Origin of the sequence: Natrinema salaciae, assembly GCF_900110865.1 — an archaeon.
Taxonomy (GTDB): domain Archaea; phylum Halobacteriota; class Halobacteria; order Halobacteriales; family Natrialbaceae; genus Natrinema; species Natrinema salaciae.
This window is the reverse complement of record NZ_FOFD01000002.1, coordinates 145,668-169,660: the sequence shown is the minus strand read 5'-3', so window position 1 is coordinate 169,660 and position 23,993 is coordinate 145,668. Positions and strand designations below refer to the sequence as shown.

Below are 23,993 nucleotides of genomic sequence, written 5' to 3'. Positions count from 1 at the left end.
GCGGATGTAGATGGCTTTGTCGCAGGGCGGTAGAAATCTACACCGGGATCGAAGCCTGACAAACTAGTAGTCTATTACTTGGCCGAAGAGGGCGCTAGCTATTAATACCATTTATGTTCCCTGATCGACTAGTAGCTCTTAGCGAACCGCACAACAACGCCGGCCCCCGTTCACCAATTGAACGGACTCTAAACGGCACATGAGATGCCGTTTTAATACACCCCGACGTCGTCCCTTGGATGCAAACCATCCAAAATCTGGATGGGCCCTTGTGGGTTAAAGCCCTCACAGAGATCCTGCTGCAGCAGTACGAGATGAAGAGTTTCAGACGAACCCTTGTCGGGCTTAAGTCATGAAAGAGTACTACGACCATGTTCACTAAACAGATTTTCCAGGCGTACTAGATCAGTCAAGGACGAAGAGAGACATCAATACGAGCAAATTTCGAGCGCGTCGACGGCCTCGGCGGGCCCGACGTCGCGATTGACGAGGCGATCAGCGGCCAGCTGCCACGCGTGTTCGGCGAGTTCGGGATCGGCGCTCTCATAGTGAACTGAGAACTCAGTCAGTGCAACTGCGATCAGAAGGTCCTCACGGCGATCGTCCAGAGACATCATCGGCGTTGGCCACGGCTTCGTATAAAAAGTCACACCTACTCGCCGTCGTTTCGCGAAACGAGCTCGGCGACATCGCGAAGTGCGCTCGGAAGCGGTCCGTCGACGAGGCAATAGACTGGGCTGTTGCCGACTTTGCCCTCCTGTTCGATCAGACCACCCTCAATGAGATCCTCGTGGTACCGATACCAGGCATCTCTCGAAACACCGTCGTGCTCGTACACTCGTGAGGGGTTGAAGATCTCACCGCCGCGGCCTTCCTGGAGGACCGCCGACACGATTCGAATCTTCGACTCTGGCGACAGCAACTGAACCAGGGCCTCAGGGTCGATCTCGGAATCGGTCTCTGTCTCTGTCTCTCCCATACCTATACATTCGTACCCATTACAATAAGTGTTGCTATACTGCTACAGTCTGTTGCATTATTGCGACAGTATTAAGTACCCATAGTGTATACTACTGAATGTAGGAGGAAGCCCGGAAAGGTGGAATCCTACGGACGTGAGAAATCGATGTCAGACTACGAATGGACCTGTCCCGGTTGCAAGCGGACCTTCCACGAGATGCTTGACAACATGCGGGATTGGTCCGGGACGTTCGAAATTCCCGGCGACAACGATGGCACAAAGGAGGTCGACCTTCTTTGTGACGACTGTCACCGGGAATTCGTTCGAGAATAGCTCTCGAGACACCTTATTTTTTGGTGTGCTCGGGGGTGTCGAGCTCCGATATTTCGTCGGGGCCACAGACCTCGTAGTCGATGACCTCGACGACATCGTCGTTTCGCTGGTAGACGCGATCGTGGAGCACCTCGTCGTCCTCGAGGCGGATGCGCTCGATGTCGAATACCTGTCCGTCGTCGTCCACGTCGACGGGACCGTAGGTGCGCCACGCGGTCTGTTTCGTCGTTCCGTCGGCGAAATGCTTCTGTGTAATCGTCCAGCGCTCTCCCCACCGCTCGCGAGCGAGTTCCTCGAGGCGGTCGAGGTCGTTCCGATCGCCGTCAGCCATCACCGAGTAGTTCGTCGCGAGCCCTCTTGAGTTTCTGGAATCGGCCAGTGGTGCCACCCGTATCGGGATGGCCCTCGTGGTCCTTCACTTGAGCCTTAAAAGCGGCCTTGACGATCTCGTCCGGCGCGTCCGGCGCAACGTCCTCACCGATCGTTATCGAGTGCAGTCGCCATTACCTGACCCGCCGCCGAGACGTCTGAAAAAATGAGCTGCCACGCTCGTTTTAGTACGCGAGTTGGGCGACAGTTGTCCCGGCTGCCGTCTGCACCGTCGCCGTGTCACCGTCATCGTTCCAGATCTCGGCCCCATAGCCCATGTAGCGGTCGTCGGCGTCGTTGGTCCCACTACCAGTGTGGACGTACACCGAGTCACCGGCGCCGAGCGTGAACTCCGCAAACGTGTGGCTATGACCCGCTTCATCGGAGAGTGTGAACCCGTCGAGGTCGATCGAACTACTGCCGGTGTTGGTGATCTTCACACGCTCGTCGTTGAGGGAACTCGCTTCCGCGTTGACCCAATCGATAGTGAGCGCACTTGCGTCCCCACCCGACGACCCGTCGTCGTCGTTCGGCGTCCGACACGACCAGACGTTTCGCTCGGCGGACTGAGCTGCCGATTCGGCGCTGTAGAACGAATCGCTCTGGGAGAACGTACTGTCGTAGACCCGGGCGTGGCCCCGCTCCACGAGATCGTAGTTGAAGTTCGAACCGTCGACCTGTACGTACGCAAGCAGACGGCCGTAGTCACCGCGTCGGTCCGCCTGGCTGTCGAACTGCAGCGTGACCGTTTGGTCAGCGAGTTGGTCAGTCGCATACGCACTCGCGTTCTCACCCGCGGCTTGCAGGCACTCACGGCCCGCCTGCGTGTCCGGCACGCCCTCGAATTCGCCGGGCGAGACCGACCCGTACGTTTCTGGTGTGTCAACACCCAGTAGTCGAACGGTATCGCTCGATCCGTTCTGGTATTCGATGTCGATTGTGTCGCCATCGACGACGTTCGTCACCGTTACCGTCGTCGACTCGCTGATCGAGGTCGTCGTCTCGACCGACGGCCCCGTGACCGCCCCCGCCGAGGCCGTCATCCCAGTTGCAACGAGCGCTACGACTATGACCGCTGTCAGGAGTTTTCGTCGAGTCACACTCACTGATCCGACTGCAATCGCCATCAGCTTATGTAATATCTATATGTATTCTTATATATGTATCTTTTACCTAGCGTTGTGTCCAAGTCGCGGAAGTTCATCGCCACTTCATCGAATTGTTCTTTGTGGTCGAAGTCGCTGCCCATGAGGCTGCGAAGACATCGCATGAAGCAGTAGTCATACTCTGAGGGGTAGATTTTAAACCGAGTGAGTATCGTGTTGTGCTTGGTGGTCAGCGGCGCTTCGATCGCGGTTTTATGCGGAGAACGAACGATACAGGGATCCACTGTCTCTATGAGAACGGCGAGTGGCAGGTCCCTGACTGGATTGCTGACTCGACTGCAAGTCGAATTCAAAGCCGACAGTGGGAAGCGATCCAAGAGAAATCATTCGAGATTGATATCTTCTGCCTCACTGTCGACCTTGAGTTTGAGCTGGGGAACATCAGGAGATCCTTGGTTATGGGTAAGATCTGTTCCCGTGGACCAGTAGAGAGTTCCGTTGATCTGGCCACTATAGACGAGGAGCGTTTTTTCTCCTGTCGATGGCGAATCGTCACTCGTCGAATACTGGTCACCTTCTTCTTCCAGAGACCGGAACTGTCCCCAGACAGCTGGCAGTACTGTTTCGAGCTTCTCCTCTGGAAGATTCTCGTACAGGAAGTACGTCCAATTGCTGTGAATAGCCATATATGATGGTACTATTCGACAGTATTATAACCAGACTAACTGGCGAGGCCCGGACACAACTCTCTTCGATCGGCCACTGACTGGGACAGAGACCGCCGAACGCTGTCGGCGATCACCTTGCCGTCAGCTGGGGGTAGCCGAGCAGTCTTGATCGCATCTGCAGCGCTCGGCGAGGCGCTGCCGGCGGGCCCAGAAGGCGATCGCCCGCGCGTTCTACCGCTGGCTCTCCCCGCGATCGCAGGAGACGGCGAACTCCTCGGCGGCGGCCTCGCCTTCGCGGCGGAAGTAGGCCGCAACGCCGACATCGTCGGGCTTGTCGTGTTGATGTGGGATGTTCGGCCGGTCGACGTAGTGCTGCGAGGCCGTCTCGATTCGAACGCTGCCCTCGGTGGCCTCCCATGCTTCGAGCTCGTCGACGATCGACTGGAACGACTCCTTTCGCGTGGGCGAGAAGTCGGATTCTCGAGTCTTACTATAGAAACGCAAATTGGAAGGTCCCGAGTTGTATATACCAGTGATCTCGTCCGCGGTAGGCACCTCCAAGTGTTCGTAGATTGTTGACTCTGATAGGGTCACGCAGTGGCACCTCCGGGATTCCAGCCAGTGGGTGTATTCCTTCCAACAGTAGTGATTTCTTGAATTCTATCCAATTGGAATATAAATTGATTGAACTAATTTCCACTCATATATTATTTAAAGAAAAGAAATCCAATAGATCAGAATAATCATCTCCCACAAACCTTGGATTTTTATAAGAAACAAGGAATGCTCCCTCAGTATCAAGTATCTCTATATGCTCAGCTGGTGCTGATTGTAACGTTTCCATACCGATATTTTCAACCATTTCTGGGGAGAGAATTTGTAGCCAATATATTTCTTCTATACTTCCTGACTGAATTCCATTCATAGTTGTCCGAATTCGATCGTGACCTTTTCGTACCTGATCAGTCTCTGTTGGATCAGTACCAACGACATATTTTGGTTCATATCCAGCCTCAGTCGCCATATTATACAATTTTAATATGAGAGAGAACACTTCATCAATATGATCTCGAATTTCCTCGTCGGAGTAGTGGCGATCATCGAATATTTTTTGCTCGATCTGAATTTTTAAACACGGAAGGTCCGGAAGTCCCTCAAATTCAGGCCGGAAAATAATTGTTGGATAGACTGATCCATACAAGATGTTGGTGATTGCCTCACCATATTTGGTGAGCTTTTTTTCTACATCATCAGGGGACGTTGAACTGCTCACATCCTCAGATCGTAGGAGTCTCTCATACAATTCTATCTTATCCTCATCTTCGAAATCTTCTGAAAATAAAAAGTGTATTTCGAGGGCATCTGACATTGTTGTTAGTTCCAATCACGGGTGGGTGTTATGTTCGGCCGGTTGACGTAGTGCTGGCTCGCCGTCTCGATTCGGACGCTACCCTCGGTGGCTTCCCATGCTTCGAGCTCGTCGACGACGTTCTGGAACGATTCCTTGCGCGTGGGCGAGAGCTCGCCCGGGTAGGGTTCGCGGTCTTCAGCTGGCGTTCGGTCGTGGCCTCGAGGCCAGTCGATGGTCCGTTCCTCGGTGGACTGGTCGCTACTCATCGTCTACCTCGCGGGGATCCTCTACGAGCTCGTAGATACCGGTCTCGTAGAGATCGTGGATATGGTCGTGTTCAGCCAGCCGGGTGAACCGACTCGAGACCCACTGTCTCGAGGTGTCGATGTTTTCCGCGCGCATGAACAGCGTCGGTGACGCGCGGCCCTCTGTGTCAAGGTACTCGACAATCTGCTTGTCGAGATCGTTCAGGTCGTCGGGTGTGAGGGTCACACCACTCTGGTTTCTCACCGCCATTTACAAGTGCAACGTTTGACGGCACTGTGGGAAAGTATTTCGATCGTCTATCTACAAGCGCTATTGACAATCGCAATCTTTACATGCGCAAGTGCTGTACTGTAGGATGAGTACGGGAGTTCGGCTGAGGAAATGGCCGACGGGCGCTGTAACGCCCTCGACCGTGCTGGAAGGAAACCAGCGTATGAGCGTACAACACCCAACGGATGAAACCGTTTCGACTTACGAACAGGCACAGATAGACGACGTCGTCCTCAAGCGCCGCTCGTGGAACTACGCGTACATCGGTGAAGATGTCGAAGGCCGCCACCACCACGTCGACCGCAAGCGCGAGCGTATCGTCGTCACGAAGTCCCGCGCGGATCGTGACGACTCTGGTGCGGTGCCAGTGTTCTCGCTGTGGGGCCCGATCCTGCACGCAGAGAGTATCGAACTCGGACCGATGGGCGCTGGCGGCGACGATCTCCGCCGTTGGATTCAATTCATCGACCAGGAGTGCGGTGGCTGGTCCGACCGACCCGTCTCAGCAGCCGACCAGGCCCAGAACATCCTCGAGGAGGTGCTCTAACGATGTCCGCGACCAACCGACACCAGTGCCTGCGTGGCGACCAGCTCGAGCGCGAAGCTGCACACCAACTGAAACTCCTCGCAGAAGCGAAGGCGATCGCCGGGGTAGAACCCAGCGAAGCACCTCCCACGACGACCGACACCCCCACCACTGACTCGAACTCGGAGGTCGAAGCATGACCTCCGGACCCGAGCATCCGGTCCGCTCCGTCTCGAGGAGGTCCTCGCCGACGTGTGGATGCTCGACGGCGAGATAATCGAGCCGCTGTCCCACGAGCCAGCGATTCGCAACATCGAGGAGACGATCGAGGTGTACAAGTGCATCGAAGCAGACGACTCCTACTCCACGGAGGGCAGCCGATGACGGACTCTTCCCCTTGGCTGGCGTCGGTCTGTGAGAGCGACCTCAAGTCATCGAACACGCAACCACAGCCAACCACAACCGAGGCCCGTCATCAGTATCTCCTCGAGCAGCAGTTCGAGGGTGCACGGGTCACATCCGGTGAGACTGTCCCCTGCTACGACTGCGGGGACCACCTCCACGAAGGCCGTCCAGTAAGCGCTCGAGCCTGCCGGTACTCCGACGAGCCAACCTACACGATTACGGCCGTCTACTGTGCCGGCTGCGCTCCCGCCGATCTGACGGAGACCGTGCAAGGTCGCAGTGACGTCCTCCTCGCGGCTGATCTCGGGCTCGCGATGGCCAGACAGACACACTGGACGATTCTCGTCGAGCCCACGATCGTGGCCGCTGCCTGACGAACACTGCTTCCCTGCATAGCCTCCCTGAACGGTGCTCCCTTCACGACCGGCCAGTCACCAGTGGCCACGTCGCCAGCAGTCGCCTTGCGCTCGAGACGGGCACAGCCCCCGTCGCGATAGCGGCAGTGCCGTGATCACTGGCCTGCTGCCGAGCCCCGTTCTGGCGAGCGGCCTTCGACTTCCCCCATTTCCCCGATGACACCCAACACTTCCGACAGTGACGCATCGATCCGAGAACACCTCCAACAGCTCGAGGCCCGTATCGACGATCTCGAGACCGAGAACGAATCCCTTCGAAAGACAGTATCCGAGCAGAGCGAACAGATCGAAGACCAGCAAGAGCAGATCGAGACCCTCGAGGAGGAGAACACTCGCCTCGAAGCGGTCGCACAGGCAGCCCTGAAGAAATCAGTTATGAACCTGTCCACGATCCATGAACATCCATCCAACTCTGTTCTGGAAATTGAATAGGCTATTTCGGCGCTACGATCGGCAGCGCCATCAATAAGCGAATGACGTCCTGATACACGGTCCCAGCGGCATCGGTGAAAGCACCTCCGCCCGATAGATCCTCCGCAATCTCCGCCAGCGGTTCGTCCTCGAGTCGACTGAAACTGAGTTCACTAGACGGACGGGTAACGGCATCCTCTACGAAGCCGGGACCAGACGCTCCGAAATGGTGTCCTTTGGAAGGCTCGCGATCAAGCAGTTGTGGTCGGAATCTACTGTAATGCCCCTTCCCTTCCGAAAATAATAGATGTTATTCCATAATCTATCCGGTGAATTCATATTCGTTTGATTTTATACCAAACACTTCGGCTATTTATTCAACTAATATACTAACGCATACTGTTTTAAGATTGGCAGCTAACTGAGCCATAATACCAGATGCCACACGAGAATATTCGAACATACTCCTCGGAAGACGCCGTAGATACGTATGAAGAGTTAGTTGAGCAGGGTTTGTTTGCCGATGAATATCACTTGGTTGATAAGTATTTCCAGCAAGAGGGGCGGCTCCTGGACATTGGGTGTGGGGCTGGTCGGACGACGCACGAGCTCGCAGAACGGGGCCACGATGTCATCGGGATGGATATTAGCAAGCCGATGATCGATCGGGCTCGAGCGCATCTTTCTGACGTTCCGTTAGCTCTCGGTGATGGAGCAACACTCCCATTTGCCGACAACTCGTTTGAGTACGTGCTGTTTTCGTTCAATGGGATCGATTATCTGCACCCGGAAGAACGACGACTGAATGCATTGAGGGAAATACGGCGTGTGCTTCGGCCACATGGGCGAGTAGCATTCAATTCCCACAACTCCTGGTATTCCAACTTTTTTGCCCTTGAGCCACGGAAGAGAGCGAGTTGGCGGGAAATGAAACAGTGGTGGCAGCGTGCGATCCAGGACGGGACCGTTGGCTCACGCTACAAGCGGGAGGACCGAAAATACGGAGAGACATATACGTATTTTATCGATCCGATTTCTCAAAAACGGCAACTTCGAAACGCTGGCTTCGAACTGCTCGGTGTTATCGGCAACGAAAATGGACGGGATCACGTTGACCCATGGCCGTATCATGTCTATTTTGACCGATTTCCGTATTACGTAGCAGAACCCCACTCGACAGGCGTTACCGAATGAATCGCGTGTATGGTAATCCGCAGCGCCACACCAGACGCGTTCCCGACACAAGGAGAGAGTAATCATTCGCTCACTGGTGTCTCCCACAGAAGGATTGCACTTGATCCAACAAGAAGGATCACTCCTCCAATGGCTAATGCAAATAGTGGAGAGACGAGGTCGCCCAAACGCTGCCTCCACTCGATTCTATACACTATTATCCTATGGAATGATCAAACATATTATATATTGGGTTAGGTTCTAATGCGTCCACGTCCAATACCAAGTTAGAACCCTTGGAGGCCATCAACCGAGTTTCACTCGGGAGATGCCCTTTTCCGGTAGCAAAATACCATAGCTTCAGGTTTGAGTCCATTCCGAGGCCGCTGCACGAGCTGGCATCTGGGAGGAGGTGACCGCGTGATGGCGGCCAGCGGTGACGAGACCAAGATGACGCTCACCTTCGAGCGGCCACTCACAGAGGAGAAGGTTGCCGAGCGCTGCCGGGCGATCGCTGAGCACCTCGCGGGTGACGATGCCTGACGGCTTCGCATTCACATTCCGCGGCGTCGACGGCGTCCTTCGGGAGTACGTCTTCGAACCTGCGACCGATGGTGGCCACATCAGGATCGACTACCGGCAGATGGCCGGCGAGTGGGTGCCGGTCGGTCGCGAGCCTGTTGAGGATGTCAACCTTGAGTGTGCCAACAGCGTCGCGACTGGCGAGTAATCAATCCAAAAACTCTTCTGGCGAGACGGCCCCGTTCTCAATCAGCTCCGAATCGAAGGTCACTAGGACACCGTTCGTTTCTTCTGCTGTTGTGAGAATGACACAGTCCATTGGATACAGCAGCGTTCGCTCTTGAACCGAGTAGGATGTGAGTAGGTCATTGGAGTCTGGCCGGTAGACTGTCACTCGGTCCCAGAGATTTTCGAGGAGCTGTTCAACCCGATCTTGGTCAAGTTGCTTTTTCTTCGCCAGTACGGTTCGAAACTCCATCAGGTTGAACATCGTCGTCGACAGCTCGCGATCTACGTCCAGAAACTCGGTTGCGATATCGCCGCGTTCCGATTCATTGAGTGTCGCAGCGACGAAAATATTCGTATCGACGAACAGCCTCATACGTCTTCGCGGATCTCTCGGACATCCTCAACGGAATCGATTTCGATGTCAACGTCATCGAAGGCCTGCGACAGAAACGTCCCTAGTGGAACATCGTCGTCACCGTTCGCAGGCGAGGTTTCCTCGTCCATATCGGATGGGTCGATGGCTACAGGCATGATTCTGTTGGTAGAAAGGTACCGGCACATGGTGGTAAATGTACCGGGGACATCGATATCGCGACTGGCTCATTTCGAAACGCCGCCCGTTACGACTTTTATGACACCAATAGAAATAGTCAGGTATGATTGAATCTCGGTGGGTCTTCGACGACGCATATCCGACCGATATCCTCCATCGCCACGAAGAGCTCAACGCCCTCTCGCGGTTGCTCAAACCCGCAACGGTCGGCCATCGGGCAGATGATGTCCTGATACACGGTCCCTCGGGCGTGGGGAAGACCGCGACTGCCCGTCGAATGCTGCGCGATCTCCGCCAGCGAGCCGAGGTCAGTTCGGCGTTGATCGAATGTTCGGGCAAGACGGGCAACGAAATCCTCCACGAGGCGATCGAAAAGTATCCCAAGGGGACGGTCGTCCACCGAAACCAGCCGCGGGTGGAACTCGTCGCGACGCTCGAGAAGATCGTCACCGAGCCGTTGATCATCGTGCTCGACGAGGCTGATGTCATCCCTGATCTCGAGGTTCTCAAGGATCTGTTCTCAGTCGACCTCATCTCGGTGATCGCAATCACACACTCGAATACGGAATGGCTCAACCGCGTCGACCGCGATCTCCGGGTTCACTTTCATGGCGACAGCCAGATCGAGTTCGACAAGTACGGCGTCCAGGAGCTGGTCGATATCCTTGAGCCCCGCGTCGAGCATGGATTGACAGGCGACCCGACCCAGCCGGGACAGCTTGAGCGGATCGCTGACGAGACCGGCGGCGTTGCGCGGTGGGCGATCAAGTCCGTACTCTCCGCTGCGGAGCTGGCGCGTGAGCGCAACCACGATTACTTCTACAATGATGACGTCGCCGATTCGTTCGAGCATGCCATGCAGAAGATCCGGAAGGCGAACCTCCGATCACTGCCGCTACCTCATCAGCGCCTCTATGAGATTGTGCGGGCGATCGGGCCGGTTTCCGGTGGAGAGATGAAGACGACCTACCGCGAGCACAAAGATGCGATCTTCGAAGGCCGCGGGCACGATTCCGTGACGTGGCGGCGCGCGTGGGACTATCTGAGTAAGATGGACGACTACGATTTGATCAAGATGCCGGGGGATACGAACGCGAAGGTCTACGAGGCTGTAGATCCGGAATTAGAAGCCCCTGTTGAATTCGATCTACGAGAGACTGCAGAGATCTCTTCCGAATAAATCTATTTCCGGATTTCAAAATAAAAACGAGGTGGAATTAACAGACTTGCATAAGTGGTGTAGACGGATTGAGATCGTCAAGATACTGCAGTGCCTCCTCTTCACCGAGACTTTCAATGAGCCGATCAATAGTAACTAGTAGGGGTTCAGTTGTTTCATCATCATATTCTGGCGGGCTGTAAGGGACTAATAAGTTTAATAAAGATGGTGAATCATCCTCAAACAAAGTCGCGGGTATGGCTGCCGGTATATCTGAGTCTTGTTCGCTGAGTCCGTCAAATAGACTCTCACGCGCTCTCTGAGTAAGGTATTTGCTCCTGTCTGGCGGTAGGAAAGGAATCGGAAACGGGAACTTGAATCGGAGGGTCTGCAGAGCCCACTCAACATCCTCTTCATACACAAATTCTTCACCTCGTGCTTGTGTTCGTGACACACTCAATACGGTCACTGCAGCAACAATATCATCAAATGATTCTCCATCAATTAGCCGATTTTCGATTGTTTCTTGATTGGATTCCACAAGGTAATCGTATACTTGGCCATTTACCTGTTCGTGTGGTTGTTCGGTGATGTGTATTGGATTCATTGTTTTTCTTATAATTTGGTAAGTGCAGACATGATCCGAATTCCGCCGAAAAGGATAGCAGCAAATTGCATAAAACCAAGATGGTACACTAATTTTAATACCCATTCGTCGATTTCGACAGTAGAAATACCATCTGGCGAAGGGTATTCTTTGTCTTCCTCAGTAGTGCAATATACGAGTCCCCGCGTTTCGATATTTGGTGCGACATATCCGAGGGAAACAGTAGCAATGATAAGTGAAAGAACAAACCATGCTGTCGCGATTGTTAGGTCCGGGACTGCTGGCGTAAGGTTTGCTGACGAATCGCCGAGTCCGACGCCGATAACTGTTGTTGGGATGAGGATACTTGTTGCGGTCATTCCCCCTTCAACGGTTCCAAGAAATGTCTCAACATTCACTGTAACAGTCTTAATTTGATGGTAGTAGTGGGAGTAAAGTAATAGCACTACCAAATACGCAAGAATATCCAGATAGTGAATAATGGCTGTGATGACCGCTTTCAGAACCATTTATCTCCCCCTCACAGTAATCTTCTCCGCCACCAGTAATAGATATTACCATTGGTTAGAAGTATGTGATTTGCTGTATGGAACTAATTCCTGCGATGGAGAATAAGGCTATTTGGAGAATATAAATCACTATTCGCAAGAATAAACAACAGAGTTGGAAATATAGGTCAGTTAGCTGTCGAAGCAACTGCTTTAGTCAAGTTTCCCTCTTCCTGTGCCTCCTCAAGTTCTTCAAGCGCAAGTTCCCGAAGCCAGTCAGAAACTCCAGAATATCCCTGTTTTGCCGCGAGCACACGAATGTCCTGTTTCTCCTCCTCAGTAACATAGGTGGAGATCTGCTTGTCGCGCTTGCTCGTCATGGTACCACCATTCCACTCTACCACCATAAGAATGTACCATTCTATAGTACCATTCTAAGGCAGTCGGGTTCGATACTATTATGGTGGGAAACTACTATGGTAGTACCATGGCGCACCCGACATTCAGCATGCCCGACGAAATGTTAGAAGATCTTGAGGAACGGGTAGAGGAAGCTGACTCCAACCGCAGTCGGTACGTGCGCGAGGCTCTTGTCGCTCGCTTTCACGCAGAAGATGACGGTGAGTGGGAAGCGCCTGAGTCCTACACTGTCGAAGTGAATGGTCTCTAAGCATAGTTTGCCAACCAAACCGCAGTGAGCCGGGCGTTCCCAGCGCCCGACTCGACGAAAGGTCAAGGTACGCATGATCCACGACACACTACGCGGATATTGTAAATCGGTGGTAACAGCGGTAACCAACCCCGATAGCAGCCGATTACCGCGTTCGCGTTATTTCGAAATGACGCGGGTCACTTTTAGTGCGTATCAGGACCAACAGCAGAACCAGACACTCGCGGCCACCGCCGGAGCGCGCCAAGGTACCAACTTTCGCGCCCCGGCTGTCCGCGGGTCACAGACACCAACGCCGGGGCAGGAATCCGCCCCGGCTACCTGCAACCATGTCCACAGACACCAACGATACCGATAACGCTGACGAATCGAACAGTACCAACATCGACAGTCGTGTCCCACGCGATTCGGCGGCTCTCAAGCACACGGCCCGGCGCGCTGCCCGCGAGGATATCGCTTGGCGCTTCGACAAGGCCGAAAAAAACGTCCGGACCGACCGGCGATCCCGTCCCGTCGGGACGCTGACGCCGACCGGCCGCTACTGCATCGAACGCGAGGACGAGGACGATGCGTGGATCACCAGCCGCTGGGCGGTCAGCGAGGAGGATGCGCGATGATCGCCGGACAGTTCGCCCTGCTCGCCGAGGCCGCCACCGACCCGCTCGAGAACCACCACGACCAGACCGGGCGCGCCCTCGAGGTCGAAGAGACCCAGACCTACCTAGACGACGACCTGACGATCCAGTCGGGGATGGTCGCCGGAGAGGTGCCTCAAGAAGAGGAGCGTGTCCTCCTGGACGATCACGAGATCGAGACCGAGACCCGCAACGTCAAGCGCCGCGTCGCGAGCGAGTGGGTCGCTGACGTCGACGGCGAGGGCTGGATTCTCGCTGAGTGTACGCACACGAGCGACCTCGAGCACGAGCCTGACTGGCCGTTCAACGACTTCTCGCGGTTCGCCGGGCCCGAGATCGCACCGGTCCGGCTGAAGCCGTGGCAGTTCGTCCGCAACCAGCGCGACGCGGACCGGGAGTGGTCTGTCGAGATGACCACGTACGAGTCCAACCTCAACGACACCACGATCGAGTGGGGACACGGAGCACTCAAGTCAAAGGCCACCGACGCCGACGTCGGCGTCGCACTGACCACGTTCTGGAACGACGTCCACATCCGGCTGGTCATCTACGCGAGCGGCTACCTCGCGATCTGGGAGCCCGACGAGATGAAACCCGAGCTGCTCGGGCGCTTCATCCATGAGGAGATCGTGCCGATCGCGACGTTTGCTGACGACGCCGAGGTCGAAGAGGACCAGGCAGCCGAACAATCGACGCTCGAAGATAGCGGGGCGGAAGCATGAAGCGAGCCCCACACGACGGCGCGGACCTGTTCGACGATCCGCTCGAGATCGAGCGTGCGTTCCTGAAGATTGCAGGAAGTGGTGGGGACGTTACGCTCGAGCGAAATGTCGAGTACGACCACAACCCCAGTGTCGAGTTCGACGCCCGTGCGTTCCCGGGGATGGTCGAAGCATCGGTTGACTTCGAGCAGCACGGCTACGATGGCCGTGCGGTGATCGACTGGGACGACGAGAGTCTCCGTGAGTTCATCGAAGCCGTCGCACCGTACGTCGGTCTTCGCGTCGAGCAGATGGATCGAGGTGGTCGTGATGTCCGCTGAGGAGTTTCGCGCAACGCTCGACACCGCCCTTGCCTCAGCGATCGCCGGCGACGCCGATCTAGACGACGTGAGCGAGTCCCTCCAGGACGCACAGGAACGCGTCGACGAGGTCCGTGCGATGCGAGGTGAGGCCTGATGTCGTTGTGCCCGACTTGCGGCAACCACAACTACCTCTGCCAGCAGTGCAAGATGGACGACCTCGAGGACCGCCTCGGACTCCCATCGGAACACTTCGACGCCGACGCGGGCATCGTCTGCTGGGTGGAGGACCTCCACGGCGACTGGCACGCCTCGATGTACTTCGAGGGGAGCCAGCACGTCAGCGCCTGCGGCGAAATCTTCGAGACGCCGGTCGCCAACATCCGCCACGACCCGCGGCGGCTCGACAGGGCGCACACCTGCGACGACTGCATCGCTCGCCTCGAGGCCGAAGACGAGGATGACGAGACCGTTCCAGACGGCGGTGGGTTCGCGCCAGCGAGCGAGCTTCGAGCCGATGGTGGCGAGGTCGACATCTACGAGTGGGTACTCGAGAACGTCCACGAGTACTCCGCGGGGGCGGACTCCCGCTGGGGCAGCCGGGACAACCTTGTCCACCAAGGGCGGAAGCTCGACGGCGCCAGCAAGGACGACGTCCAGAAGGCGATCACCCGTGCGGTCGACAACGAGGACCTCATCTCGTGGCATGGGCTTCTGTCACGAGCCGAAATCGACCGGCTTCGAGAGATCGTCCGAATTGAGCACGAAGAGCACGAAATCACCCGGCAGATCCTCGTCGGGAAGTGCAACAAGCTCATCGCGACGAAAAAACGGGAGCGGGCCGGCGAGAGCGCCGAACCCGAGGCCGCGATCAACGGCGGTGAGACTGCATGAGCGCCGGCGGCGTCCCCCGCGGCAACACGCCGAAGGACCAGCTCCCGTTCATCCGCCGGAACGCCACCCTACTCGCGGAGCTCCCCGAGCCCGGCGAGCACTGGACCGCCGAGATCATTCCGGACGAGCTCGCGAACCAGCTGACTGGTCTCGAGAACAAGCAGATCGTCACGTTCGTCGACGAGGTGACGCAGTCGAAGTGGAAGAAACCGCGGAACCTCTGGAAGACCGACCTCGACGCCTACGAACAGATCCACGATGTCCTCGAGGGTAAGGATCGCGACGGGCTGCTCCCGTGCGGGCACTCGGCGATCAACAACGAACGCGGTGTCGACGGGATCTCGTGCGGCGTCTGCGACGAGGTCCACGCTCGTGACGAGATCGACCACAACCGAGGTGAGGTGGCGTGAGCTACGAGCAGATCTGCGACGACTGCCACAAGGAGTTCACCGCGTCGGGGGACTTCTGTCCCTTCTGCGGTGTGCCCGTCGACGGCGACTCGAGCACGATCGAGCGCCGCGTGACGATCACCGAGGCCCCGGACGGCGGCCTGCTGGTCGGTGAGCGCGAGATCGTCGAAAAGATCGACGATGTCTGTTCCGAGCTCGAGTCGCTCCAAGACGACGTCGACAACCCGCAGGCTAAGGCAGCGCTGCGAGCAGCGATCGGCAACGCGTGGCGAGCCAGCGTGCTCCACCGGGTCGCGGAGAACAGCGACATTCGGATGGTCACCGATACAGGATCCGGGAAAACGTCCGTTCTTGGGCCAGAGACAGACGGTTTCACACGCGAGTGTGGTGAGAAAGATGTCTGAGGCGGCCACCAGTTTCGATGTCCTCGAGGGCATCTTCGCCGTCGACGAAGACGACGAGGTCCACCTCGCGGTCGACGACTACGAGTGGGCGAACCCCTACGAAGTCGTCGACGTTGATCACGTCGAGTGGGACGGTGCGACCGGCGAGACCTGGGCGACCCGAGTGGTCATCGTCGAGGGCGGCTACAGCTCGACGTTCTCGGTCACCGCGATCGAAGGCGACGCTGATCTCGAGCTCCGGAAGCACCCCGGCGGCCAGAAGCGGGGCGATCTCGAGCGGTTTGAGCCCGTCGACGACGATCGTGTCGAAGACGAGAGCGGCACCTCCGCCGAGGACAACTCCACCAGCGACTCTGTGTCAGAGGCAGAGCCAGCAGATGTCCTCGAGGAGGCGGCCGCGGACGATGCGCCTGGTCCCAGTACCGAGTACCTCGAGACGGTCAACGAGGTGCTGGACGGCGACGACGTCCAGGAGGAGATCACCGTCGACGAAGATGACGATAACGACAGCGTCGAGCTCCCTGATGGGGTGACCGAAGACCTTGTCGACGAGCTGACCAGCGGCGGGATCGAGATCGGCAGCCTCGCCGAGGAACTCGGCGTCCACCGCAACCGGGCCCGGACGATCGTCTTCGATCTCGGGTTCTACAAGCGCGTTCGCGAAGTGTGGCGAGACCGCGAGCGGGCCAGCATCGATCCTCGCATCGGAGGGCTGCTTGTCGTCGTGATCGGGCTCGTCACGATCGGTCTGATCGCAGTCGGGGTGACATACCCATGAGCGTCGTCGAGACCAACGTCGACGTAACGGCGACGCCGCGCTACGAGGAGATCGTCGTCGACGAGCACTTCCCATCGCGATGGGCCGAGCGATCAGACCGCCCGCAGCTGAACCCGAAGATCGCGTGGCTCGAGGCGATCACGATCGACTATCCCAGCGCGAAGCCGCCTGCGGAGTGCACTCGCTATCACGAGGTAACGGGGATGCTCCTGCTGGCCGAGCCCAACGGCCGGCTCGTGACCTGCATCCCGCTGGAGGATCGTCCGCGAGACGAACAGCAGTACATCCGATTCCAGGCGAGCGAACTATGAGCACGACCAAGACGCCGTTCGACTCGATCCGAGACGATAACGAAATTCGTGAAGGAGCAGAGGAGCTGGCCAAGCGTGATGATCGCGTCGGTGCACTCGCGCGCATCACACTCGCGGTCGCCGACGGCGAGGATCCCGATCCGGAAGACTGCGAGGAAGCAGGACTCGAGACGCTACCGAAGCTAACTGGAGGGAACCGATGACATCAATCCCCGCTTCCCTCGATCTCGTCGGCCAGCGCAACCGGGTCGCCGATAGCGTCGAGAACGGTCCGGAAGGCCTCACGCTCCTCGTTCGAGAGGGGTTCACTGCCACCGAGGACCTGGTCGAGCGCATCGTCGGTCGCCGTGTCGGTTTCGTCAGCCAGCTGCTCGAGTTCGGGGCCGAACACCTCACCACAGGACGGACACTGTCGCCAGTGGTCCTGGAGGAGTTCGCCGCAGGTCGGGCAGGCATCGGGTGTCATCGGGCTCGAGGCCTCTTCCTCGCGGTACCCGAGTTGTTCCTCAGCCTTCCGGACGTAGTCGTCGTTCGTGACGTGGGAGTAGGTCGTATGGAGGATGTTGCTGTCCTCGGTGACACCGAGCAGCGCCCGGAGCGTGTCGGTATCCATCGAGTACTCCCGCTTCATGACGGTCACGAAGTAGTGCCGGAAGTTGTGGGGGTTGACCGGCTTGTCGACGCCAGCGCGTTCGCCGATGCGCTTGAGGTGCTTTCGGACGCCGGGCTCGCTCCACGGTTCGTCGAGATTCGTCTTCCAGTGATTCGGATCGCCGACGAACAGCGGGGCGTCGGGTTCGTCCTTCCGTGGGTGGTACTGCAGCCAGTCGCGGACGTACTTTCGAGCACCGAACAGCGGCCGCTTTCGGCCACGGTCGGCCGCCCCCTTCAGCCCATCAGCCTCGTCGTTGAGGTAGAAAACACCTTGGTCGAGATCGATATCCTTGATCCGGAGCGTCCGGATCGCGGTGAGGCGCTGGCCGGTGTAGATGAGCATCTCGAGGAAGGCACGATCGCGGGGTCGGTCACAGGCTTCGCGAAGGGCGTCGACGTCCTCGTCGGTGAACATGTCGCGATCGTCGTGCCGGGGCTCGGAGCGCTCAGCGTAGACGTGGATGTCGTCGGGATCGATACCGAGGTCGTCGTAGTAGCGGTAGAAGGTCTGGGCAGCGGACTGGTACCGCATGAGTGTGACCTTCGACAGCCCTCGATCGTCGTGTTGTCGGTCGATGAAGTCGTTGAACTCCTCAGCCGAACACTCGAGCAGATCGAGGCCGCGCTCCTCACAGAGTCGCAGCGCCTGGAGGTAGTTCTCGATCGACCGTGGTTCGAGGGTCTTCTCTCGGCCGCGGTCGTCGAGGTACTTCCGGCGCGTCGTTCGACTGTCGAGGGCGTCGGCCCACTCGAGGAGCGCGTCACGTGTCTCGATCGAGAGCTCGCCGACGTCGGCCAGCTCCTCGACTGTGTCCTTCTCGTGGTTCAGCCGATCGCGAGGGGTTCGGGCCATCGTCTTACCATGACATTCAACCAATCAGACATAGTGTTTGGCCTCTACGCAACCATGCAAACACGGTCTTCGCGCTCTTCGCGCTGGTCGCGATCGGACAACCCAGAACCGGTGTGTTGGTCGCGTTCGACCGCACCGCCGCACCGCTCGAGGTGCCGATCCTGCTGTCTGGTGTCGTCCTCGCGGGGCTGATCGCGTTCGTCCTCGTGATTACCCTCGGGGATATCTATCTCGAGGCGGTCGGTCGGCTCTCGTACTGGAAACTTTCGAGTAGTGTTCTCGCCGTGCTCCTCGCGCTCGCGTACCTGTTTACCGGCGTCACGGGCATCGCAATCTTCGTCGCGGCGACCGTCGTGGGCATGGTTCCGATTCGACTGGGGTGTCGTCGTGTCCACCTGATGGGCGTCCTGATCGGACCGCTACTGGTCGGTCTCTAATCGTGCGGAGATGCCCCTCGAGTTGCCGATCTTGCCTGCAGGGGTCGTCCTCGCTGGATTGATCGGAGTTGTGTTCGTCATCGTCGTCGGGGGCGTGCCACGTCCACCGACCGCGAATCTCGAGGTCGCGGTAAGTGGAGGGTGCGGCGTCCTCGATCACCGACTAGCGCAGGCCGCGCTCGCCCGGAGATAGGGGAGCGGGCGCTGTTTCTCTTTCCACTGGACGCGCCGTCAACGGAGCCGCCATTCGAGCACGGCCATTCCGAACAGTTCACCTCCTCGGATGTGGGCAGGGTCAACGGAACGCTGTTTGTCGGCCACGAGGCGACGGTCCTCGGAACCGACGCCGCTTACGTCACGTGCGAGTACGAGCAGACGACGACGGAGTACTTCTACGAGGACGGTCGGGTGCACACGAAGTACAATCAGCGTGACGAGCGCCGCTCCCGAGCGCAGCACGGAGCGCCGAGACCGTCAATCGCAGACCTCGATCTCCGAGTCGACGCTTTTGACGCCGAAGGGGAGCGAAACAACCGTTTCGCCGGTCTCGGCGGTGACCACGTGGACCTGGACGTCGTAGGTGCCGGCCTCGTGGAACGCGAGGCCGAGGTCGATCGTGGTGTCCAGATCCGGCGTGAACGCGATCGGCTCGTCCGTGAGGTCGGCAGTCAGGGCGTCGCCGGACGGCTCGAGGGTTCGGTCGCCACCGAGCTCCGCATCGCCCTCGCTGAGCCCAGCTTCATTTGTGACCTGGAGCTGGAGTCGAACGTCTTCGCCCTGCTCGTTCAGCCTGTTCGCGAGCCGGACTTCGAGGTCGTCGAACTCGCCGGCCGCGACGACGCCGGGTGTCGTGACTTCGAGGTCGACCGCCGTCTGGATGACGACGCTGTCGCCGCCGATCGCGGCCGGCGGTCTGTCCGACCGCTGGGCGTTCCGAATCAGGACGGTGAGGAAGTCCGGAACGGAGTCCTCGACGAACGCCTCGTGATAACAGCACCACCCGTTCATGCCGCTCTGCGTGAGTCCGAGGTCCTGGCCCGCCTGCGTGACGTCCACGGAGGAGAACCCGGTCTCGATGGCCTCGAGGTCGGCGATCTCACTGATGTAGTCCCAGGGGTTCCGGAGGTCCTCCTGGGTCTTGCCGAGGAGTCCGCCGCCGCCGTTGACGAACTCCGCGATGTCGTGTTGCCGAGCGATGAGCGCCTGGTTCTCGCTGTCCGTCAGGCCGTTCCGGATCTCACCGTCGCTGCTGACGATCCCGATCATCGCGTACCCCTCGAGGTCGACCGACCGGATGTCCGCCGGACCGTTGACGAACGTCACGTCCTCGTCGACCCGCGGATCGCTCCCGATGTCCGTCTCCCAGTACGAGCGGATGTCACGATTGCTGTCGGGATCGCCGCCGAGGACGAGGATTCCCTCGCCGCCGTTGGTGACGCTGTCACGGATCGACGCCACCATCTTCGCGTGCTCCGACGGCGGTCCGTGGCTACTGTCGCCGGGCACTTCCTCGGAGTCGAGGCCCATGAGGATGACCGGGCCGCCGGTCAGTTGCCCCTCGACCGTGAGCGTCCGCCGGTCCGCCTGGAGACAGGCCGGCTCCGGGTCGGTCGAGAGGTAGAAGCTCGGCCCGGCTGCGCCGACGTCGCGGCTGGGGCCCTTTTCGAGCGGCCTGGAGAGGTCGATCTCTGTCGACGTGCTGTACCCGACCATGCCCTCCGCGAGCGCGTTGGCGAACAGCGACTGGGGCGTCAACGCTTGATTCGGGGTGAGCACGTTGGCACCTGCCCAGATTCCTGCGAGTTCGACGCCGACGCTTCCGCCGGCCGCCGACCCGGCCGCCAGGGCGCGCGCGGCTCGATACGTCATGACCGGTCCGGGCAGCGCGGCTCCGATGACGCCGCTGGCAAACTTCTGGAAGGTCTCTTCGAGGAGCTTCTCGACGACCTCCTCCGTGGTGTCCCCCAGCGTCTGGAACGATCGGGAGTGCGTGAACTGGCTCTGGCCAGCGATCTCTCGCAGGTCACCGGTGAGTTCGACGTCGAGGACGATCTCGCCGATGTCGCTGTAGATCTGGTCCATCGAGACCAAGTTGAACATTGTCTCCGGGTCGCAGTCGCTGGCCGACGTGACGATCAGATCCATCTCCTCTTGGACCGTCCCGTCCTCCAGGTCGCTATCGTGGTAGACGCTGGCGACTGGCGGCTCCCACAGTTCGGGCTCTTCGCCCCGCTTGTCGTAGATGCCGACGAGTTCCCCCTCCGGACCCGCGTTGCCGTCGATGACAACGGTGGCATACCCCTCGAGCCCGGACGACGCCTCGTCGTGCCAGTGGGCCGCGAGCGTGGCCGGAATCCGGAACACCCTGGTGTCGCTGTCCACGTCCGACGGGATCCAGTCGGGGACGCCGTCGCCGACCCAGGGGAGAAACTCCCAGAAACTGGGATCGTTGTAGCCGTACGCCAGCGGATAGAGGACCGGGGACTCCTCGTTCGCACACTCGGCCGGCAGTGTACCCCCCTCGGTGTTGTCGTTGTAGCGGGTCGCGTCGTACAGTTCGCCGCTGCTCTTGATCAAGGTCGGGAGCAGCATCTGGAACCAGAACTGGGTCTCCGGATCGGTCGAGTCGATTTGTACGCCGGCGAAGACCTGCTGTTCGGCGTTGAGCACGCGCTGGTCCAAGCGGACCCCGCGCTGCGACGTCGTCATCCCGATCGGATTGGAGAGGCCGTTGTCGAAATCGAATCCCTCGGAGAGGGTGTACGCGTCGACGTTCGACAAGCCGACCGTCGTTCGGACCGTGACCGACTCGGACCCCGCGTTCGTGATCGTGAAGAGGTCACCGGACACCATCGGGAGGTCTACCGGCTCGTCGGAGCGAAGATCGACGGTGATCTCGTCGTCGATCGACACGGCCGGGTGGGCGGACTCGAACTCGAGCGCGTCGACGTCCCTGGAGGTCTCGATCCGGAGGAACGTCTCGCCCACGCCGTCGGCACCGACCGTCTGCGCCGTCTCGGGGAGCAGGACGCGCCCCGCTATCTCGCGGCCCGCACCGCCGACGCCGCTCTCGTCGAACTCGGTGACCTGGAAGAACGAGAACCCGGGGGAAAACGCCGCGTAGTGGCACGTCGCGTCCGTCTCGCTCACCAGAACGGTCCTGAGTTCCTCGAACGTGCCGTCGACGCGACGCTGGAGCGTGACGCTCTCGGGGTCCTCGACGGCGTCTCGATCCACGGCGAACACGAACCGGGCGAGGTCGACCTCGTCCGAGCCGAGGTCGGTCTGGATCTCGAAGAGGCCGTCGGCGACGGGGGCGTACGCGTCGGGGAACTGCGGATCGTCGAGCGTCACGTCCGGATCGAACGTGAAATCGACCGTGCCCGCCGTCGCTCGCTTGACCGAGAGGGACTCCATTCGCAGCGTTGCGTCCCCGTCGATCCGTGCGCCCTCGAGGTCGGCGACGACCGGGTCGTCCGGATCCAGTTCGGCAGAGGACACCTCTCTGGGAAGTCCGTCTGAGATCTCCACGCGAGCCTCGTCGGCGTCAGGTGACGGCGGCGCGACGGCGAGTTTGTTGTTCCGGAACCGGTTGTTGGCCCGGACCTCGCTCGCGTCGACCACCGCGGTCGAGCCGTCAGCCTCGTCGACGAGGACGCCCACGTAGTTGTCCTTGAGGACGTTCTCGTCGTCCACGCCGCCGATGGCGACCGCTTCGGCGTCGGATCCCACTCGAATTCGGATCCCCGCGCCCGCCTGGACGACGCCGTCGTCTCGCTCGAGTTCCTGGACGCCGGACACGGTGTTGTTGGACAGCCGAACAGTCCTCGCGGACCCCGTTCCGACGTCGATCCCGACGGTCTCGGTCTCTACGTCGAAGCCGTCGACGGTCACGTCCTCCCCGTCGATCTCGACCGTTCCACGGATCGTCGGCTGCAGGTTGAAGTCCGGAACCGTCGATCGCGATCCGACGGTACCGCTCCCGTACAGGTCCCGCTTCCCGCGGTTCCCCACGACGAGGTTCGCGACGTTCCCCTCGATTGCGGGCGCAGCGTTGCCGTTCCAAGTGACGTAGAGTGCGTCGACGTCCGCCTCGATCTCCGGCTGCGAGGTCCCGCGCGCGTCCACGACGACGGTCTCGAAGGAGCCCGTGACCGTCGGGCGAGCCTTGCCCCGTGTCGTGAGCAACAGGTTGGCTGCGTCGTCGTCGACCGTTGCCGTCGACCGCCCCGTCTCCCTGCGGACGACGGTCTCCGCGTCCTCGTCGAGTTGCAGGCGGGTGTCGAACCTGGCTTCCAGCGAGATCCCGTCCGTGTCGATCGCGACGTCTTCGTCGAATACCGTCCCTACTGCCACCCGGATCGTGTGTCCCTCGCCGGCCTCGTCGACCGCGACCTGTATCGAGTCGTAGGTGTCGCCAGTGTCGACGTTCTCGACTGGAGCCTCCTTGCCACGCTTGCCACGCTTGTCCTTCGGTTTCGCGGCCACGCCGGTCGTCGCAGGATGGAGCGCTGGGATCGCGCCCAACCCGGCGAGGATGTCGCGTCGCTTCATGGAGCCTTCTCACCCGCGTCGACGTTCGTCGTTCCCGTCCCGATCGCGCTAACGTAGCTCTCGTGTATTCGTCCAACGACGCCGTCGAAATAATTCACTGCGTGTGAATATGCACCCGTCGGTTCATTGCTGGGAGCAGTGAATTCCTCGCGATCAAGATCCAAGGCGTACCGATTGAGCGACGGAACGATCTCATTTTCGGGAAACAAATCTTCGTCGTCGAAATTCCTCTCCGCGTGACTGATGTCACCCGACATTGATATCTCAAATAACTGGCCGCTATTTTGCTGCGCAGAACCGAACGAAGTCAAACCGAGTCCCGGAACTGAAAATGTTGATCTAATGAAACTGCACCTATTTTTGAACATTATTATTTCTCCCCACGATATGCACATATTAGTATATATTACTTAAATGTTTACTAATAGATGGTGTTTGATGAATTCTGATACATGGGAAAAGAGCAGGACGAGAGACAAGCCCTGTCTCGACGGAACCGAGGAGCGCAGGACGGTGGAAGACGGTTCCCGACGTTCGACCGGTGATCAATTACCGTTGC

Annotated in this window: 36 protein-coding genes and 1 pseudogene; 20 read left to right on the top strand and 17 right to left on the bottom strand. The window is 58.9% G+C overall.

Annotated features, from left to right (window positions below; translation table 11 throughout):
• Positions 1-428: 428 nt before the first annotated feature.
• Entirely contained in the window at positions 429-614 is a 186-nt protein-coding gene (locus BMX07_RS06195; RefSeq protein WP_175480067.1) for a hypothetical protein, read from the bottom strand.
• 38 nt (positions 615-652) lie between these two features.
• Positions 653-979, bottom strand: coding sequence for a hypothetical protein (locus BMX07_RS06190; protein ID WP_090615426.1), 327 nt, complete (start codon positions 977-979; stop codon positions 653-655).
• A 147-nt stretch (positions 980-1,126) separates the two neighbouring features.
• Between BMX07_RS06190 and BMX07_RS24270 the strand changes: the two genes are divergently transcribed.
• Positions 1,127-1,294: a hypothetical protein gene (locus BMX07_RS24270; protein WP_175480066.1), complete on the top strand. Its 168-nt coding sequence runs from the start codon at positions 1,127-1,129 to the stop codon at positions 1,292-1,294.
• A 13-nt stretch (positions 1,295-1,307) separates the two neighbouring features.
• Here the strand turns inward: BMX07_RS24270 and BMX07_RS06185 are convergent, their stop codons facing one another.
• The 7 genes from BMX07_RS06185 to BMX07_RS06160 form a co-directional block, all read right to left on the bottom strand.
• Complete coding sequence (locus tag BMX07_RS06185) at positions 1,308-1,625, bottom strand: hypothetical protein (protein WP_090615423.1); 318 nt, start codon at positions 1,623-1,625, stop codon at positions 1,308-1,310.
• A gap of 223 nt (positions 1,626-1,848) precedes the next feature.
• Entirely contained in the window at positions 1,849-2,706 is an 858-nt protein-coding gene (locus BMX07_RS06180) for a thermonuclease family protein (RefSeq protein WP_090615420.1), read from the bottom strand.
• Between the two features lie 446 nt (positions 2,707-3,152).
• On the bottom strand, positions 3,153-3,455 hold the full coding sequence (locus BMX07_RS23650; protein ID WP_139210830.1) for a hypothetical protein: 303 nt from the start codon (positions 3,453-3,455) through the stop codon (positions 3,153-3,155).
• Between the two features lie 213 nt (positions 3,456-3,668).
• On the bottom strand, positions 3,669-3,941 hold the full coding sequence (locus BMX07_RS06170; RefSeq protein ID WP_175480065.1) for a hypothetical protein: 273 nt from the start codon (positions 3,939-3,941) through the stop codon (positions 3,669-3,671).
• A 196-nt stretch (positions 3,942-4,137) separates the two neighbouring features.
• A complete protein-coding gene (locus BMX07_RS23645; RefSeq protein ID WP_139210829.1) occupies positions 4,138-4,806 on the bottom strand; it encodes a hypothetical protein in 669 nt (222 codons plus the stop codon).
• Between the two features lie 5 nt (positions 4,807-4,811).
• On the bottom strand, positions 4,812-5,054 hold the full coding sequence (locus tag BMX07_RS06165; protein ID WP_175480064.1) for a hypothetical protein: 243 nt from the start codon (positions 5,052-5,054) through the stop codon (positions 4,812-4,814).
• A complete protein-coding gene (locus BMX07_RS06160; RefSeq protein ID WP_090615415.1) occupies positions 5,047-5,304 on the bottom strand; it encodes a hypothetical protein in 258 nt (85 codons plus the stop codon). The genes BMX07_RS06165 and BMX07_RS06160 overlap by 8 nt, the downstream gene beginning before the upstream one ends.
• A gap of 184 nt (positions 5,305-5,488) precedes the next feature.
• On the opposite strand from BMX07_RS06160, the gene BMX07_RS06155 reads away from it, so the two are divergent.
• The 7 genes from BMX07_RS06155 to BMX07_RS06135 all read left to right on the top strand — a co-directional run bounded on the left by BMX07_RS06155 (position 5,489) and on the right by BMX07_RS06135 (position 8,986).
• Positions 5,489-5,872 carry a hypothetical protein gene (locus tag BMX07_RS06155; RefSeq protein ID WP_090615412.1) on the top strand — a complete coding sequence of 128 codons (384 nt, stop codon included), beginning with the start codon at positions 5,489-5,491 and terminating at the stop codon, positions 5,870-5,872.
• Positions 5,873-6,109: 237 nt separating this feature from the next.
• Positions 6,110-6,235 (top strand): hypothetical protein, encoded by a 126-nt coding sequence (locus BMX07_RS25430; RefSeq protein ID WP_281246939.1) that lies wholly within the window; start codon positions 6,110-6,112, stop codon positions 6,233-6,235.
• Positions 6,232-6,630, top strand: a complete 399-nt coding sequence (locus tag BMX07_RS06150; RefSeq protein ID WP_090615411.1) for a DUF8112 family protein — start codon at positions 6,232-6,234, stop codon at positions 6,628-6,630. Before BMX07_RS25430 ends, BMX07_RS06150 begins: the two co-directional genes overlap by 4 nt.
• 198 nt (positions 6,631-6,828) lie before the next feature.
• Positions 6,829-7,104: a hypothetical protein gene (locus BMX07_RS06145; RefSeq protein ID WP_090615408.1), complete on the top strand. Its 276-nt coding sequence runs from the start codon at positions 6,829-6,831 to the stop codon at positions 7,102-7,104.
• Between the two features lie 417 nt (positions 7,105-7,521).
• Complete coding sequence (locus BMX07_RS06140) at positions 7,522-8,277, top strand: class I SAM-dependent methyltransferase (protein WP_090615406.1); 756 nt, start codon at positions 7,522-7,524, stop codon at positions 8,275-8,277.
• A 345-nt stretch (positions 8,278-8,622) separates the two neighbouring features.
• Positions 8,623-8,799 carry a hypothetical protein gene (locus BMX07_RS24265; RefSeq protein ID WP_175480056.1) on the top strand — a complete coding sequence of 59 codons (177 nt, stop codon included), beginning with the start codon at positions 8,623-8,625 and terminating at the stop codon, positions 8,797-8,799.
• A complete protein-coding gene (locus BMX07_RS06135) occupies positions 8,792-8,986 on the top strand; it encodes a hypothetical protein (protein WP_090615403.1) in 195 nt (64 codons plus the stop codon). The genes BMX07_RS24265 and BMX07_RS06135 overlap by 8 nt, the downstream gene beginning before the upstream one ends.
• Here the strand turns inward: BMX07_RS06135 and BMX07_RS06130 are convergent, their stop codons facing one another.
• Positions 8,987-9,379: a type II toxin-antitoxin system VapC family toxin gene (locus BMX07_RS06130; protein WP_090615399.1), complete on the bottom strand. Its 393-nt coding sequence runs from the start codon at positions 9,377-9,379 to the stop codon at positions 8,987-8,989.
• Positions 9,376-9,510 (bottom strand): hypothetical protein, encoded by a 135-nt coding sequence (locus BMX07_RS25425; RefSeq protein ID WP_281246938.1) that lies wholly within the window; start codon positions 9,508-9,510, stop codon positions 9,376-9,378. The genes BMX07_RS06130 and BMX07_RS25425 overlap by 4 nt, the downstream gene beginning before the upstream one ends.
• Before the next feature lie 152 nt (positions 9,511-9,662).
• On the opposite strand from BMX07_RS25425, the gene BMX07_RS06120 reads away from it, so the two are divergent.
• Complete coding sequence (locus tag BMX07_RS06120) at positions 9,663-10,739, top strand: Cdc6/Cdc18 family protein (protein WP_090615393.1); 1,077 nt, start codon at positions 9,663-9,665, stop codon at positions 10,737-10,739.
• Positions 10,740-10,776: 37 nt separating this feature from the next.
• Here the strand turns inward: BMX07_RS06120 and BMX07_RS23640 are convergent, their stop codons facing one another.
• From BMX07_RS23640 to BMX07_RS06115, 3 genes are all read right to left on the bottom strand, one after another.
• Complete coding sequence (locus BMX07_RS23640) at positions 10,777-11,325, bottom strand: hypothetical protein (RefSeq protein WP_139210828.1); 549 nt, start codon at positions 11,323-11,325, stop codon at positions 10,777-10,779.
• A gap of 8 nt (positions 11,326-11,333) precedes the next feature.
• Positions 11,334-11,834 carry a hypothetical protein gene (locus tag BMX07_RS23635; RefSeq protein WP_139210827.1) on the bottom strand — a complete coding sequence of 167 codons (501 nt, stop codon included), beginning with the start codon at positions 11,832-11,834 and terminating at the stop codon, positions 11,334-11,336.
• Positions 11,835-12,001: 167 nt separating this feature from the next.
• On the bottom strand, positions 12,002-12,193 hold the full coding sequence (locus tag BMX07_RS06115; RefSeq protein ID WP_090617178.1) for a plasmid mobilization protein: 192 nt from the start codon (positions 12,191-12,193) through the stop codon (positions 12,002-12,004).
• 619 nt (positions 12,194-12,812) lie between these two features.
• Here BMX07_RS06115 and BMX07_RS06105 point away from each other — a divergent pair.
• The 10 genes from BMX07_RS06105 to BMX07_RS06065 are packed head-to-tail and all read left to right on the top strand — an operon-like array spanning position 12,813 to position 17,139.
• Entirely contained in the window at positions 12,813-13,100 is a 288-nt protein-coding gene (locus BMX07_RS06105; RefSeq protein WP_090615387.1) for a hypothetical protein, read from the top strand.
• On the top strand, positions 13,097-13,840 hold the full coding sequence (locus BMX07_RS06100; protein ID WP_090615382.1) for a hypothetical protein: 744 nt from the start codon (positions 13,097-13,099) through the stop codon (positions 13,838-13,840). Before BMX07_RS06105 ends, BMX07_RS06100 begins: the two co-directional genes overlap by 4 nt.
• Entirely contained in the window at positions 13,837-14,160 is a 324-nt protein-coding gene (locus BMX07_RS06095) for a hypothetical protein (protein ID WP_090615379.1), read from the top strand. The genes BMX07_RS06100 and BMX07_RS06095 overlap by 4 nt, the downstream gene beginning before the upstream one ends.
• Positions 14,150-14,296 carry a hypothetical protein gene (locus tag BMX07_RS24260; protein WP_175480063.1) on the top strand — a complete coding sequence of 49 codons (147 nt, stop codon included), beginning with the start codon at positions 14,150-14,152 and terminating at the stop codon, positions 14,294-14,296. The genes BMX07_RS06095 and BMX07_RS24260 overlap by 11 nt, the downstream gene beginning before the upstream one ends.
• Complete coding sequence (locus tag BMX07_RS06090; protein ID WP_139210826.1) at positions 14,296-15,033, top strand: hypothetical protein; 738 nt, start codon at positions 14,296-14,298, stop codon at positions 15,031-15,033. Before BMX07_RS24260 ends, BMX07_RS06090 begins: the two co-directional genes overlap by 1 nt.
• Entirely contained in the window at positions 15,030-15,443 is a 414-nt protein-coding gene (locus BMX07_RS06085) for a hypothetical protein (protein ID WP_090615372.1), read from the top strand. Before BMX07_RS06090 ends, BMX07_RS06085 begins: the two co-directional genes overlap by 4 nt.
• Positions 15,440-15,847, top strand: a complete 408-nt coding sequence (locus BMX07_RS06080; RefSeq protein WP_090615369.1) for a hypothetical protein — start codon at positions 15,440-15,442, stop codon at positions 15,845-15,847. Before BMX07_RS06085 ends, BMX07_RS06080 begins: the two co-directional genes overlap by 4 nt.
• Entirely contained in the window at positions 15,840-16,625 is a 786-nt protein-coding gene (locus tag BMX07_RS06075; protein WP_090615365.1) for a hypothetical protein, read from the top strand. The genes BMX07_RS06080 and BMX07_RS06075 overlap by 8 nt, the downstream gene beginning before the upstream one ends.
• A complete protein-coding gene (locus BMX07_RS06070) occupies positions 16,622-16,936 on the top strand; it encodes a hypothetical protein (RefSeq protein ID WP_090615362.1) in 315 nt (104 codons plus the stop codon). The genes BMX07_RS06075 and BMX07_RS06070 overlap by 4 nt, the downstream gene beginning before the upstream one ends.
• On the top strand, positions 16,933-17,139 hold the full coding sequence (locus BMX07_RS06065) for a hypothetical protein (RefSeq protein ID WP_090615358.1): 207 nt from the start codon (positions 16,933-16,935) through the stop codon (positions 17,137-17,139). The genes BMX07_RS06070 and BMX07_RS06065 overlap by 4 nt, the downstream gene beginning before the upstream one ends.
• A gap of 2 nt (positions 17,140-17,141) precedes the next feature.
• On the opposite strand, the gene BMX07_RS06060 is transcribed toward BMX07_RS06065, so the two are convergent.
• Positions 17,142-18,443: a site-specific integrase gene (locus tag BMX07_RS06060; RefSeq protein ID WP_090615355.1), complete on the bottom strand. Its 1,302-nt coding sequence runs from the start codon at positions 18,441-18,443 to the stop codon at positions 17,142-17,144.
• 56 nt (positions 18,444-18,499) lie between these two features.
• On the opposite strand from BMX07_RS06060, the pseudogene BMX07_RS25030 reads away from it, so the two are divergent.
• Positions 18,500-18,880, top strand: a pseudogene (locus BMX07_RS25030) (tripartite tricarboxylate transporter permease); the annotation flags it as partial.
• Between the two features lie 474 nt (positions 18,881-19,354).
• On the opposite strand, the gene BMX07_RS25025 reads toward BMX07_RS25030, so the two are convergent.
• On the bottom strand, positions 19,355-23,434 hold the full coding sequence (locus BMX07_RS25025) for a hypothetical protein (protein ID WP_245742061.1): 4,080 nt from the start codon (positions 23,432-23,434) through the stop codon (positions 19,355-19,357).
• Positions 23,431-23,691: a hypothetical protein gene (locus BMX07_RS23630; RefSeq protein WP_139210825.1), complete on the bottom strand. Its 261-nt coding sequence runs from the start codon at positions 23,689-23,691 to the stop codon at positions 23,431-23,433. The genes BMX07_RS25025 and BMX07_RS23630 overlap by 4 nt, the downstream gene beginning before the upstream one ends.
• Between the last annotated feature and the right edge of the window lie 302 nt (positions 23,692-23,993).